Source organism: Streptomyces sp. NPDC045778, assembly GCF_056431945.1.
Genome location: NZ_JBWKJZ010000003.1, coordinates 342,317 through 357,369, shown reverse-complemented (window position 1 = coordinate 357,369; position 15,053 = coordinate 342,317). Strand labels below are relative to the sequence as shown.

Sequence of the window (15,053 nt, the reverse complement as noted above, 5' to 3'; positions counted from 1 at the left end):
TCAGGTGTGTTCATCGGCTCAGGACCTACCGAGTTGTTCGTCGAGCAGCGAGAGCAGTTCGTCCGCCGTGGCCGTGCGCGCGTCCGTGGTGGACTCGGCGGGTTCCGTACGGGTGTGCGCCTCGTCCCACATGGACAGCAGCGCGCGGAGTCGGGCGCTGACGGCGGCGTTCTGCTGGTCGTCGGGGGTCAGGAGGGACAGGGCGGACTCCAGGCGGTCCAGCTCGGCGTCGATGGCCGGCGTACCGCCGCCGGGCAGTGCGTCGAGTACGTGCGCGGCGAGCGCGGACGGCGTGGGGTGGTCGAAGATGAGCGTCGCGGGCAAGCTGAGCCCGGTGTGGGAGTTGAGGAGGTTGCGGAACTCGACCGCGGTGAGCGAGTCGAAGCCCAGCTCCTGGAAGGCGCGGCCGGGTTCCACCAGCTTGGTGCCGTCGTGGCCGAGGACCGCGGCCGCCTGCTCGCGCACCAGGTCGAGGACGGCGCGTTCGCGCTCGGGCCCGGACAGCGCGGCCAGCTCGGCCGCCCGGCCGGCCGGCGCCGCCGCGTCCGTGGCGGCCTGGGCGCGGGGCCCGTCGTACAGCTCGCGCAGCAGCGGGCTCGGCCGCACGGACGTGAAGCCCGGCGCGAAGACGTCCCAGTCGATGTCCGCCACCAGCGCGGTCGGGTCGTCCTGGCGGACGGCCCGGTCAAGGGCGGCGATGGCCTGCTCTGGCCGCATCGGGGGCATGCCGCGGCGGCGCAGCTGGTCGCCCAGCGGCCCCTCGGCCATGCCGCCGCCGCCCCACGGCCCCCAGGCGACGGCGGTGGCGGGCAGGCCCGCTGCCGCGCGCCGGTCGGCGAGGGCTTCGAGGAAGGTGTTGGCCGCCGCGTAGTTGCCCTGGCCGGGGCCGCCGAGCGCGCCGGACGTCGAGGAGAACATCACGAACGCCGACAGGTCGTGGTCCCTGGTCAGTTCGTCCAGGTTGACCGCGGCGTCGACCTTCGGCCGCAGTACGGCGTCGAGACGGTCCGGGGTGAGCGCGGACAGCACGCCGTCGTCCAGGACGCCCGCCGCGTGCACGACCGCGGTGAGCGGCAACTCGGCGGGCACCGATGCCAGCAGGTCCGCGAGCGCGTCCCGGTCGGCGACGTCGCACGCGGCGATCGTGACGCGGGCGCCCAGCGCGGTCAGCTCGGCGCGCAGCTCCTCGGCGCCCTCGGCCTTCGGGCCGCGCCTGCTGGTCAGCAGCAGGTGCTCGGCGCCCTTCGCGATCAGCCACTTGGCGATGTGGGTGCCGAGCGCGCCGGTGCCGCCGGTGACCAGGACCGTGCCGGTGGGTGACCAGTCCTTGACGCGCCCTGCGGAAGCCCGTGTGATCCTCCGGGCCAGCACTCCGCCGTGGCGCAGGGCGACCTGGTCCTCTCCCGGTTCGCCGGACAGGATGCCCGCGAGGCGGGCCCCGGCGCGCTCGTCCAGGGTCGCGGGCAGGTCGACCAGGCCGCCCCAGCGCTCGGGGTGTTCCAGGCCGACGACCCGGCCGAGCCCCCACACCAGCGCCTGGCCGGGGTCGACGGGCACGTCGGAGCCGCCGGTCGCGACGCCGCCCCGCGTCGCGCACCACAGGGGCGCGGCGAGGCCGGTGTCGCCGAGGGCCTGGACGAGGGCGAGGGTCGCGGCCAGGCCGCCGGAGGGCAGCGCGGGGTCGAGCGCGAGCAGCGAGAGCACGCCCGCCACGGGCTCGGCGGCCGGTATCCGGGCGGCGAGTGACGCGCGGTCCACGGCCTCGCCGGTGTGGACCGGAAGGACCTTCGCGCCGTGCCCGCTCAGCGCGGCGGCGGCGGATTCCTCCCCGGCGCCGTCGCGGCTGACGACGAGCCAGGTGCCCGCCAGTGCGGCGGTGGGCTCGCTCACCGGCCGCCAGGCGACGCGGTAGCGCAGCGCGTCGACCGCGGAGTTCTCGGCCTGTTCGCGGCGCCACGAGGAGAGCCGGGGCAGTACCTCCGCGAGCGGGGCGTCGAGGGGGACGGCCAGCTCGTCGGCGAGTTCGCCGAGGTCGCCGTCCGCCACGGCGGCCCAGAACCGCGAGTCGACGGCATCGGCGGCGCCGCCCGCGGGGGCCGGGGCCGGCCAGAACCTCTGCCGCCGGAAGGCGTAGGTGGGCAGGTCGACGAGCGTGCCGCCGGCGGTCAGCGCGCTCCAGTCGACGACGACGCCGAGGACGTGCAGCCTGCCCGCGGCCGTCACCGTGTCGAGCGCCTCGGACCGGTCGCCGCGCAGTACGGGCACGAACGCGGCGTCGGACGCCGTCTCCTGGCCGAGCGCGGTGAGCGTCCCGCCGGGCCCGATCTCCACGAACACGTCCGCGCCCTGCTCCCGGAGCGTGCTGACGGCGTCGGCGAACCGTACGGGCTCCCGCACGTGCCGTACCCAGTAGTCCACCGAGCCGAGTTCCTCGGCGGAGACCGGCTCGCCCGTCAGCGTGGACACGATGGGGATGGCCGGTGTCTGGAAGTCCACGCCTTCCACGACGCGGCGGAAGTCGTCGAGCATCGGTTCCATGAGCGGCGAGTGGAACGCGTGGCTGACGCGGAGCCGGGTCACCTTGCGCCCCTCGGCACGCCACCGCTCCGCCACCGCCTCGACGTCGGCGGTGGCCCCCGAGACGACCACCGACGCCGGGCCGTTCACCGCGGCGACGCCCACGGTGTCGGGCAGCTCCGGCAGGACCTCGGCCTCGGTGGCCCGGACCGCGACCATCGCGCCGCCCTCGGGCAGCGCCTGCATCAGGCGGCCCCGGGCCGACACCACCGCGGCGGCGTCGGGCAGCGACCACACACCGGACACGTGGGCGGCGGCCAGCTCGCCGATCGAATGCCCGGCCAGCACGTCCGGCCGTACGCCCCACGACTGGAGGAGCCGGAACAGCGCCACTTCGACGGCGAACAGCGCGGGCTGCGTCACCCCCGTCGCGTTCAGCGCGTCGGCGTCGTCGCCGAACAGGACGTCAAGGAGCGGCCGTTCGGAGTGGGCGTCGAGGTGGACGCGGACCTCGTCGAGCGCGTCGGCGAACACCGGGAAGCGGTCGTACAGTTCGCGTCCCGTCCCCAGCCGCTGTGCGCCCTGGCCGGAGAAGAGGAACGCCACGCGGCGCGCCGCGGCGACGCCGGAGACGAGACCGCCCGCTGTCCGCCCCTCCGCGAGCGCCGTGAGGGCCGTGAGCAGTCCTTCGCCGTCCTGCCCGATGACGGCCGCCCGGTGGTCCAGGGCGGCGCGGGCTCCCGCGAGGGTGGCGGCGACGTCGAGCGGGTTCAGCTCCGGGTGCGCGACGAGGTGGGCGCGCAGCCGGTCGGCCTGCGCCCGCAGGGCTTCGTCGCCGCGGGCCGAGAGCAGCAGCGGCAGGGGCGGCGCGGAGGTGTCCGGTGCGGGCTCACCGGCCGACGTGCCCGGCGTGGCGGTCTTGGTGACCGGCGCCTGCTCGATGACGGCGTGCGCGTTGGTGCCGCTGAACCCGAACGACGACACGCCGAACCGGCGCGGGCGGCCCGTCTCCGGCCAGGGGCGGGCCTCGGTGAGGAGTTCGACGTCACCGGTGGACCAGTCGACCTGCGGGGTCGGCTCGGCGACGTGCAGCGTCTTCGGCAGGACGCCGTGCCGCATCGCCATGACCATCTTGATGATGCCGCCGACCCCGGCCGCGGCCTGGGTGTGGCCGATGTTCGACTTCAGCGACCCGAGCCACAGGGGCCGGCCGTCGGGGCGGTCCTGGCCGTAGGTGGCGAGGACCGCCTGGGCCTCGATCGGGTCGCCCAGCCTCGTCCCGGTGCCGTGGGCCTCCATGGCGTCCACGTCGGCGGGCGCCAGGCCCGCGCCGGCCAGGGCCTGGCGGATGACGCGCTGCTGCGAGGGGCCGTTGGGGGCGGTCAGGCCGTTGGACGCGCCGTCCTGGTTCACCGCGGACCCGCGTACGACCGCGAGGATCTGGTGGCCGTTGCGCCGGGCGTCGGAGAGCCGCTCCAGGACGAGCATTCCGGCGCCCTCGCCCCAGCCGGTGCCGTCGGCGTCCGACGAGAACGGCTTGCACCGGCCGTCGGCGGACAGGCCGCGCTGGCGGCTGAAGTCCAGGAACGCGCCCGGCGTCGACATCACCGCCACTCCGCCCGCCAACGCCATCGTGCACTCCCCCTGGCGCAGCGCCTGCGCGGCCAGGTGCAGCGCCACGAGCGACGACGAGCACGCGGTGTCGACCGTCACCGCGGGCCCTTCGAGGCCGAAGGTGTACGAGAGCCGGCCCGCCATGACGCTCGCCGCGTTGCCCGTGCCGACGTACCCCTCGACGCTCTCCCCGCTGGCCACCAGCGCGGTGACGTAGTCCTGGATGCTGGTCCCGGCGAAGACGCCGATGTCGCGCCCCCGTACCGCGTGCGGGTCGATCCCGGCCCGCTCGAAGGCCTCCCAGGAGGTTTCCAGGAGCAGCCGCTGCTGTGGGTCCATCGCGAGGGCCTCGCGCGGCGAGATCCCGAAGAAGGCCGCGTCGAACTGGTCGACGTCGTGCAGGAAGCCGCCCTCGCGGGTGTACGTGGTCCCCAGGTGGTCGGGGTCCGGGTCGTACAGGGCGTCCAGGTCCCAGCCGCGGTTGCCGGGGAACTCGCTGATGGCGTCCACGCCGTCGTGTACGAGCCGCCACAGGTCCTCGGGCGAGTTCACCCCGCCGGGGTAGCGGCAGCTCATCCCGACGATGGCGATCGGCTCGTCGGCCACCGCCGCGGTGGTGCGGACGGCCTCCACGGCGGCGGGAGCGCCCGCGAACTCGGCGGCCATGAACGCCACGAGCGCGGCGGGTGTGGGGTAGTCGAAGACGAGCGTGGCGGGCAGGCGCAGCTCGGTGGCCCCGTTGAGCCGGTCCCGGAACTCGACCGCGGTCAGCGAGTCGAAGCCGAGTTCCTTGAAGGCGCGGTCGGGTGCGACGGCGTTCGCGGAGCTGTGGCCGAGCACGGCGGCGACGTGGCCGAGCACGAGGTCCAGCAAGGCCTTGTCCCGCTCGGCCTCGCTCAGACCGGCCAGGGACTGCGCCAGCGCGGAGCGTGCCGCTACGGGCGCGGCGGTCCTGCGTGCCGCGCCGCGCACCAGACCGCGCAGCAGGTGCGGCACGGGCTGGCTTCGCGCCTGCCGGCGCAACGCCGGCAGGTCCAGCGGCACCGGCGCCACCACGGCCCGCCCGGCGACACCCGCCGCGTCGAACAGCCTCAGCCCCTCGGCCTCGCTGAGCGGGACCGCGTCGCCACCGATGAGGTGTCGTACGTCGGTCTCGTCGAGGCTGCGGTCGGCCGTGGCCCACGGGCCCCAGGCCAGGGAGGTGGCGGGCAGACCGGTGGCACGGCGGTGCTCGGCGAGCGCGTCGAGGACAGCGTTGGCCGCCGCGTAGTTGCCCTGGCCGGGCCCACCGAGCACTCCGGCGGCGGAGGAGAAGAGTACGAACGCGGACAGGTCCATGTCGGCGGTCAGCTCATGCAGATGCCAGGCCGCGTCGACCTTCGGCCGGAACACCGTGTCGATCCGCTCCGGACTCAGCGAGCCGATCGTGCCGTCGTCCAGCACACCAGCCGTGTGCACCACGGCGGTCACGGGGTGTTCGGCGAGCAGGGCCGCGAGAGCCTCCCGGTCGACCGGGTCGCACGCTGCGCTTATGATCTCGGCGCCGTGCGCGGTGAGTTCGGCTCGCAGGGCTTGCGGGTCCTCGGTTCCGGGGCTGTTCACCAGCAGCAGGTCGCGTACGCCGCGCTCGGTGACCAGGTGCCGGGCAACCGTGGCGCCCAGGGGGTCGGTGGCGCCCGTGATGAGGACCGTGCCCGCGCCGAAGCCGGGGTCGTCCACCGCCGGCTGCCCGGCCCTCACCAAGCGAGGTGCCCTCATCACCCCCGCGCGCACCGCGAACTGAGGCTCGCCGGTGGCCAGCGCCGAAGGCAACACCTCACGCGAGGCCGCCTCGTCATCCAGGTCCACCAACACGATCCGGTCCGGGTTCTCCGACTGAGCCGAACGCACCAGGCCCCACACAGCTGCCTGCGCGAGATCCCGTACTCCCTCATCGGGAACCGCGCCCCGGGTCACGACCACAAGACGAGCCGACTCGAACCCCTCCCCTGCAAGCCAGGCCTGGACCGCCTCCAACGCCCAGTACGCAGCCTCACGCGCAGCCGACACCGGATCCGACGTGGAATCGACCGGGCACGGCAGCACGACGAAGTCCGACGACTCCGCGTCCTTCGACTGCGCCAGCTCCTCCAGGTCGGACCACCGGGTCGCCGGGAGGTCCCCGTCGGGCAGGGGAACCGTCGTCCAGTCGACGGCGAGCAGCGCATCACTCGGGTTGTCGCCACTCGCGACCTGGGCCGGCCCGGCAGGGCGCAGTACCAGCGAGTCCACGGTGGCCACCGGAGCACCCGCTCCATCGGCGACCGCCAGAGACACCCCGTCCGGGCCCGTGGGCGCCAGGCGCACGCGCAGCTCCCTCGCCCCCGCAGCGTGCAGCCGCACGCCCGACCACGAGAACGGCAGCCTGCCCGGGCCGTCGGCCTCACCCATCAACCCCATGGCGTGCAGTGCCGCGTCCAGCAGAGCCGGATGCAGACCGTAGCCCTCCGCCTTCACACCGTCCGGCAGTACGACCTCGGCGAACACCTCGTCGCCCGCACGCCACACGGTCCGCAGCCCCTGGAACACGGGCCCGTAGACGAACTCGGCATCAGCCATGCGGTCGTAGAACCCGTCCAGCTCCACGACCTCGGCCCCGGCGGGCGGCCACGCGACCAGGGCGGCCCCGCCCGTGTCCTCGCCCTCGCCCAGCACGCCCGTGGCATGCCGCGTCCACGCGAGGCCTTCCTCCGCCTCGCCCGTGCCGGAGTGGACGGTGAGTTCGCGCCTGCCCGAGGCGTCCTGGGCGCCGACCCGCACCTGCACCCGCACCGAGCCATGCCCGGGAAGGACCAGTGGTGCCTCCAGCGTCAGCTCCTCCACCAGGTCACATCCCACCTGGTCCCCCGCTCGCACCGCCAACTCCACGAACGCCGATGCGGGAAGCACCACCGCGCCCTGGACCACGTACTCACCCAGCCACGGCAGCGACTGAACCGACAGCCGCCCCGTCAGCAACACACCATCCGTACCGGCGAGCGCCACACTCGCACCGAGGAGCGGGTGTTCCGCCGCGCCGAGGCCGGCCGCCGACACATCACCCGTCGACGGCAACGCGTCCAGCCAGAAACGCTCACGCTGGAAGGCGTACGTCGGCAGGTCGACCAGCCGGTCACCGCGACCGGCGAAGAACACCTCCCAGTCCACCTGAACACCCCGCGCGCACAGCCGTGCCACCGCCGACATCAGCGCGGGCTCCTCCGGGCGGTCGGTGCGCAGCGCCGGTACGAAGTCCGCGTCCGGCGCGGATTCCCGCCCCAGCGCCGACAGCGTCCCACCCGGCCCGACCTCGACGAACGTACCGACGCCTGCCTCCACCAGCGTGATCACGGCATCGGCGAACCGCACCGACTCCCGCACATGGCGCACCCAGTACTCCGGCGACGCCAACTCCTCGGCACTCGCCTCCCAGCCCGTCAGCGTCGAGACGACCGGAATCACCGGCGCGTCGTACGACACCGCGTCCAGCACCTGGCGGAACTCGTCGAGCATCGGGTCCATCAGGGGTGAGTGGAAAGCATGGCTGACCTTGAGCCGGGTCACCTTCCGGCCTGCCTCGCGCCACCGCTCCGCGACCTGCTTCACGTCAGCCGCAACGCCCGAGACGACCACCGAGGAGGGGCCGTTCACCGCCGCGATCCCCACCGTGTCCGGCAGGTCCGGGACCACCTCCGCCTCGGAACCCTGGATCGCCACCATGGCACCGCCCTCGGGCAGCGCCTGCATCAACCCGGCGCGCGCCGACACCACCTTGGCCGCATCAGCGAGCGACCACACACCGGCCACGTGCGCGGCGGCCAGCTCACCGATCGAGTGTCCGGCGAGCAGGTCAGGGCGAATGCCCCAGGACTCGAGCAGGCGGAACAGCGCCACCTCGACGGCGAACAAGGCGGGCTGTGTCACCCCGGTGTGGTTCAGCGCCTCGGCGTCCTCGCCGAACAGGACCGCACGGACCTCCGGCCCGAACTCCGCCAGCACCTGATCCAGTGCCTCGGCGAACACGGGGAACCGTCCCGCCAACTCCCGGCCCATCCCGAGCCGTTGGGCCCCTTGCCCGGAGAACAGGAAGCCCACCCGGCCGGGCTCGGTGCCGACGCCCGTAACCGCAGCACCGGTCGCCCGCCCCTCGGCGACGGCCTCCAGAGCAGTCAGCAACTCGGACCGGTCCGTACCGACCACCACCGCACGGTGCTCCAGCAGCGCCCGCGAGAAGACCAGCGCACGGCCCACGTCCGTCACGGACAGATCGGGCGACCCGTCCACGAAGGACTGGAGCCGAGCGGCGTGTTCCCGCAGCGCTTCGCCTGACCGCGCCGACAGCACCCACGGCACGACCGCGCCCTGCGGCAACGGCTCGGAGACCTCCACCGGTTCGGTCACAGGGGCCTGCTCGATGACGGCGTGCGCGTTGGTGCCGCTGAAGCCGAACGAGGACACGCCTGCCCGCCAGGGTCGGTCCACCACGGGCCACTCGCGCTCACCGGTGAGCAGTTCTACGGCTCCTGTGGACCAGTCCACATGCGGAGACGGCTCAGATACGTGCAGGGTGCGCGGCAGTATCCCGTGCTGCATCGCCATGACCATCTTCATCACACCGGCGACACCGGCGGCGGCCTGGGTGTGGCCGATGTTGGACTTCACCGAGCCGAGCCACAGCGGCCGGTCGGCGGGGCGGTCCTGCCCGTAGGTGGCCAGGAGCGCCTGGGCCTCGATGGGGTCGCCCAGCTTCGTGCCGGTGCCGTGGGCCTCGACCGCGTCCACATCGGACGGAGCCAGGCCCGCGCTCGCGAGGGCCTGGCGGATGACCCGCTGCTGTGACGGCCCGTTCGGAGCGGTGAGGCCGTTGGAAGCACCGTCCTGGTTCACCGCCGAGCCACGTACGACCGCAAGGACCTGGTGCCCGTTGCGCTGGGCGTCCGAGAGGCGCTCGACGACCAGCATGCCGACACCCTCACCCCAGCCGGTGCCATCGGCGCTGTCGGAGAAGGCCTTGCACCGGCCGTCGACCGACAGCCCCCGCTGACGGCTGAACTCGATGAACGCACCCGGCGTCGACATCACCGTCACACCGCCGACCAAGGCCAGCTCACACTCACCCGCACGCAGGGCTTGCGCAGCGAGATGCAGTGCCACCAGGGACGACGAGCACGCCGTGTCCACCGTCACCGCCGGACCCTCGAAACCGAACGTGTACGACAGGCGCCCGGAGATGACACTCGCCGAGATGCCCGTGCCCGCGAAGCCTTCGACGCTCTCCCGGGCGCCCATCAACAGCGCCGCGTAGTCCTGGCCGTTGGTGCCGACGAACACGCCGGAGCGGCTGCCCCGCAGGGAGTTCGGGTCGATGCCCGCTCGCTCGAAGGCCTCCCAGGAAGTTTCCAGGAGCAGCCGCTGCTGCGGGTCCATCGCCAGGGCCTCGCGCGGCGAGATGCCGAAGAACGCCGGGTCGAAGTCCGCCACGCCGTCGAGGAAGGCACCCATGCGGGAGTACGACGTACCCACACCGTCGGGGTCCGGGTCGTACAGCCCCTCCAGGTCCCAGCCACGGTCGGCCGGGAACTCCGCCACCGCGTCACCGCCCTCGGTCACCAGACGCCACAGGTCCTCCGGCGACTCGACCCCGCCGGGGAAACGGCAGCTCATCGCGACGATGGCGATCGGTTCGTCGGTCGCGCCCGGCACGGTGGGTCCGGGGGCCACGACATCCACCACTCCGCCGAGCAGTTCGGCACCCAGGTGTGCGGCCAGAGCGGCGGGGGTCGGGTAGTCGAAGACCAGGGTGGCGGGCAGGGACAGCTCGGTGGCCGCGCCCAGGTGGTTGCGCAGCTCGACGGAGCTGAGCGAGTCGAAGCCCAGTTCCTTGAAGGCGCGGTCAGGGGCGATGGCGTGCGCGGAGCTGTGGCCGAGCACGAGGGCGACGTGGCCGAGCACGAGGTCCAGCAGGGCCTTCTCTCGCTCCGCAGCGGTCATGCCTGTCAAGGACTGTGCCAGCGCGGAACGTTCGGCTGCGGATGTGGCGGTTCTGCGTGCCGTTCCGCGTACGAGGCCCCGCAGGAGGTGCGGTACGGGCTGCGAACGCGCCTGTCGGTGCAACGCCGGCAGGTCCAGTGGCACCGGCGCCACCAGGGCCCGCCCGGTGGTGCACGCCGCGTCGAACAGCCTCAGTCCCTCGGCCTGGTCGAGCGGAAGCACTCCGCCCCGGGCCATCCGTCGCACATCCGCGTCGTCGAGGCTTTCGGCCATGCCGCCTTCGGCCCACAGGCCCCACGCCAGGGAGGTGGCGGGCAGACCGGCGGCACGGCGGTGCTCGGCGAGCGCGTCCAGGAAGGCGTTGGCCGCCGCGTAGTTGCCCTGGCCAGGGCCACCGAGCACTCCGGCGGCGGAGGAGAAGAGTATGAACGCGGACAGGTCCATGTCGGCGGTCAGCTCATGCAGATGCCAGGCCGCGTCGACCTTCGGCCGGAACACCGTGTCGATCCGCTCGGCGTTCAGTGAACCGATCGTGCCGTCGTCCAGCACACCAGCCGTGTGCACCACGGCGGTCACGGGGTGCTCGGCGAACAGGGCCGCGAGAGCCTCCCGGTCCGATACATCACAGGCCGCGAAGACGATCTCGGCGCCCTGCGCGGTGAGTTCGTCCCGCAGCGCCTCCGCGCCCTCGGCAGCCGCACCGCGCCTGCTCACCAGCAGCAGGTTGCGCACACCGCGCTCCGTGACCAGGTGCCGGGCCACCACACCGCCCAACGTGCCCGTCGCCCCGGTGACCAATACCGTGCCCGCGCCGAAGCCGGGGTCATCCACCACCGGCTGCCCGGCCCTCACCAAGCGAGGCGCCCTCATCACCCCCGCGCGCACCGCGAACTGGGGCTCGCCGGTGGCCAGCGCCGAAGGCAACACCTCACGCGAGGCCGCCTCGTCATCCAGGTCCACCAACACGATCCGGTCCGGGTTCTCCGACTGAGCCGAACGCACCAGGCCCCACACAGCTGCCTGCGCCAGATCCCGTACTCCCTCGTCGGAGACCGCACCCCGGGTCACGACCACAAGACGAGCCGACTCGAACCGCTCCCCCGCCAACCAAGCCTGGACCACACTCAACGCCCAGTACGCAGCCTCACGCGCACCCGACACCGGATCCGACCCGGAACCGACCGGGCACGACAGAACAACGAAGTCCGACGACTCCGCAGCCTGCGACCGCGCCAGCTCCTCCAGGTCGGACCACTCAACCCTCGGAGCAGCACTCTCCAGCACAGGGACCGGCACCCAGTCGACGCCGAACAGCGCATCCCAGCCCTGCCGCGCCGCCAGCACCTCCGACACCGGCCGCAGCTCCAGCGAATCCACAGTGGCGACCGGAGCACCCGCCCCGTCGGCGATCGTCAACGACACCTCGCCCGAGCCCGTCGGCGTCAACCGCACCCGCAGTACCGTCGCACCCGAAGCATGCAGCCGCACACCCGACCACGACACCGGCAACCGGCCGGGGTCACCGTCGTCCTCCGCCAGGCCCACCGCATGCAGTGCCGCGTCCAACAGTGCCGGATGCAGACCGTAGCCCTCCGCCTTCACACCGTCCGGCAGTACGACCTCGCCGAACACCTCGTCGCCCGCACGCCAAGCCGACCTCAAGCCCTGGAACACCGGCCCATAGCTCAAACCGGCATCAACCAGCCGGTCGTAGAACCCGTCCAGCTCCACAACCTCCGCCCCCACAGGCGGCCACGCCTCCACAGACACCCCACCCGAGCGCCCGCCCTCACACAACACACCCGTGGCATGCCGCGTCCACGAACGCCCCTCCTCCACCTCACCCACACTGGAGTGAACCGTCAGCTCCCGCCTACCCGGCGCACCCTCACCACCCACCCACACCTGCACCCGCACCGCACCATCCACCGGCAACACCAAAGGCGCCTCCAGCGACAACTCCTCCACCAGATCACACCCGACCTGATCCCCCGCCCGCACCGCCAACTCCACGAAAGCCGATGCGGGAAGCACCACCGCGCCCTGGACCACGTACTCGCCCAGCCACGGATGTGACTGAACCGACAGCCGCCCCGTCAGCAACACACCATCCGTACCGGCGAGCGCCACACTCGCACCGAGGAGCGGGTGTTCCGCCGCGCCGAGGCCGGCCGCCGACACATCACCCACCGACGGCACCACATCCAGCCAGAAACGCTCACGCTGGAACGCATACGTCGGCAGGTCCACCACCCGCGCACCACGACCGGCGAAGAAGGCTTCCCAGTCCAGCCGTACGCCCCGCGTGAACAGCTGTGCCAGCGCGGACATCAGCGCGGCCTCCTCGGGCCGGCCGGCCCGCAGCACCGGCACGAAGGCGGCGTCGGGCACCGACTCCGGCCCCAGCGCCGACAGCGTCCCGCCCGGCCCGACCTCGACGAACGTGCCGACGCCGTCCCCCAGGAGCGTGTTCACGGCGTCGGCGAACCGCACCGACTCGCGGACGTGCCGCACCCAGTACTCCGGCGACGCCAACTCCTCGGCACTGGCCATCCGGCCCGTCAGAGTGGACACGACCGGGATCTCGGGTGCCTCGTACGACACCTCCTCAAGCACCGCACGGAACTCGTCCAGCATCGGGTCCATCAGGGGTGAGTGGAACGCATGGCTGACCTTCAGCCGGGACACCTTCCGACCCGCCTCACGCCACTGTTCGGTCACGGCCTCCACATCAGCGGACACACCCGAAACGACCACCGAGGAAGGGCCGTTCACCGCCGCGATACCGACGGTCTCCGGCAGGTCCGCAGCAACCTCTGCTTCAGTCGCCTGGATCGCCGCCATCGCACCGCCATCGGGCAGCGCCTGCATCAGCCCGGCACGGGCCGACACCACCTTCACCGCGTCCGCCAGCGACCACACACCGGACACATGCGCGGCAGCCAGCTCGCCGATCGAATGACCGGCGAGCAGGTCGGGGCGCACGCCCCACGACTCAAGGAGGCGGAACAGCGCCACCTCCACCGCAAACAGCGCGGGCTGTGTCACCCCGGTCTGGTTCAGCGCCTCCGCGTCCTCACCGAACAGGACCTCACGGACCTCAGGCACCAAGAGATCCAGGACCTCGTCCAGGGCCTCGGCGAACCCCGGGTACCGCTCGGCCAACTCCCGTCCCATGCCCAGCTTTTGTGACCCCTGGCCCGAGAACAGGAAGCCCAACAGCCCCGATGCGACAGAGCCCGTCAGGACACCCGCCGCCTCCCTGCCCTCGGCCAGCGCGGCCAGGGCCGTCAGCCGGTCTTCCGGGGTGTCGGCGATGACGACGGCGCGGTGTTCGAACGACGCTCGTGTCGTCGCGAGTGAGAGGCCGACATCCGCAGGATGCAGACCATCCACACCCGAGCGCAGCCGCGCGGCCTGTTCCCGCAGTGCCTCCGCGCTCCGGGCCGACAGCACCCACGGCACCACACCATCCACCCGCGCGGACACCACGGGCTCCTCCTGCGGAGCCTGCTCGATGACGGTGTGCGCGTTCGTGCCACTCACACCGAACGACGACACACCCGCGCGGCGCACCCGGCCCGTCTCCGGCCACCGCTGAGCTTCCGTCAGTAGTTCTACGGAACCGGCGGACCAGTCCACGTGCGACGACGGCTCGGACACGTGCAGCGTCTGCGGCAGCACGCCGTGCCGCATCGCCATCACCATCTTGATCACACCTGCCACACCGGCGGCGGCCTGCGTGTGCCCGATGTTGGACTTCACCGAGCCGAGCCACAGCGGCCGGTCCTCGGGGCGGTCCTGGCCGTAGGCGGCCAGCAAAGCCTGCGCCTCGATCGGGTCACCGAGGGTGGTGCCCGTACCGTGCGCCTCGACCGCGTCCACGTCGGCGGGGGTCAGGCCCCCGCTCGCCAAGGCCTGACGGATCACGCGCTGCTGCGAGGGCCCGTTCGGAGCGGTGAGGCCGTTGGAGGCGCCGTCCTGGTTCACCGCCGAGCCACGCACCACCGCAAGGACCTGGTGACCCTTGCGCTGCGCGTCAGAGAGGCGCTCGACCAGCAGCATGCCGACGCCCTCACCCCAGCCCGTGCCATCAGCGCTGTCGGAGAACGCCTTGCAGCGGCCGTCCGGGGACAAGCCCCGCTGACGGCTGAACTCGATGAACGCGCCCGGCGTCGACATCACCGTCACGCCACCGGCAAGGGCCAGCTCGCACTCGCCCGCACGCAGGGCTTGCGCAGCGAGATGCAGTGCCACCAGGGACGACGAGCACGCCGTGTCCACCGTCACCGCCGGGCCCTCGAAACCGAACGTGTACGACAGGCGCCCGGAGATGACACTCGCCGAGATGCCCGTGCCCGCGTACCCCTCGACGGCCTCCTGAGCGGCCATGAGCAGCGCCGCGTAGTCCTGGCCGTTCGTACCGACGAACACGCCGGAACGGCTGCCCCGCAGGGAGTTGGGGTCGATACCGGCCCGCTCGAAGGCCTCCCAGGAGGTTTCCAGGAGCAGCCGCTGCTGCGGGTCCATCGCGAGGGCCTCGCGCGGCGAGATCCCGAAGAAGCCCGCGTCGAATTCGGCGGCGGCGAGGAGGAATCCGCCGTTACGCGCGTAGGTGGTGCCCGAGTGGTCGGGGTCGGCGTCGTACAGCGACTCCACGTTCCAGCCGCGGTCGGCGGGGAACGCGGACACCGCGTCCGTACCGGACTCGACGAGTCGCCACAGGTCCTCCGGCGACTCGACTCCACCGGGGAAACGGCAGCTCATGCCGACGATCGCGATCGGCTCGCTGTCCTTCTCCTCGACCTCGCGGAGCCGTTGCTTGGTCTGCCTCAGGTCCGCGGTCAGGCGCTTCAGGTAGTCGAGGACCTTGTCGTCGGTCGACATGTGCTTGCTGCCCCTTTGGGTGAGAT

The 15,053-nt window shown here is 72.6% G+C and carries 1 protein-coding gene; it reads right to left on the bottom strand.

Going from position 1 to position 15,053, the window contains the following annotated elements:
* Positions 1-18 precede the first annotated feature (18 nt).
* The gene (locus AC07GB_RS05990; protein ID WP_478842015.1) at positions 19-15,027 is read right to left on the bottom strand and encodes a type I polyketide synthase; all 15,009 of its coding nucleotides are present in this window, start codon (positions 15,025-15,027) and stop codon (positions 19-21) included.
* Between the last annotated feature and the right edge of the window lie 26 nt (positions 15,028-15,053).

Bases quoted from the DNA above. Each gene is read 5' to 3' on its own strand.
- AC07GB_RS05990 (WP_478842015.1), bottom strand. From the start codon at position 15,027: ATGTCGACCGACGACAAGGTCCTCGACTACCTGAAGCGCCTGACCGCG.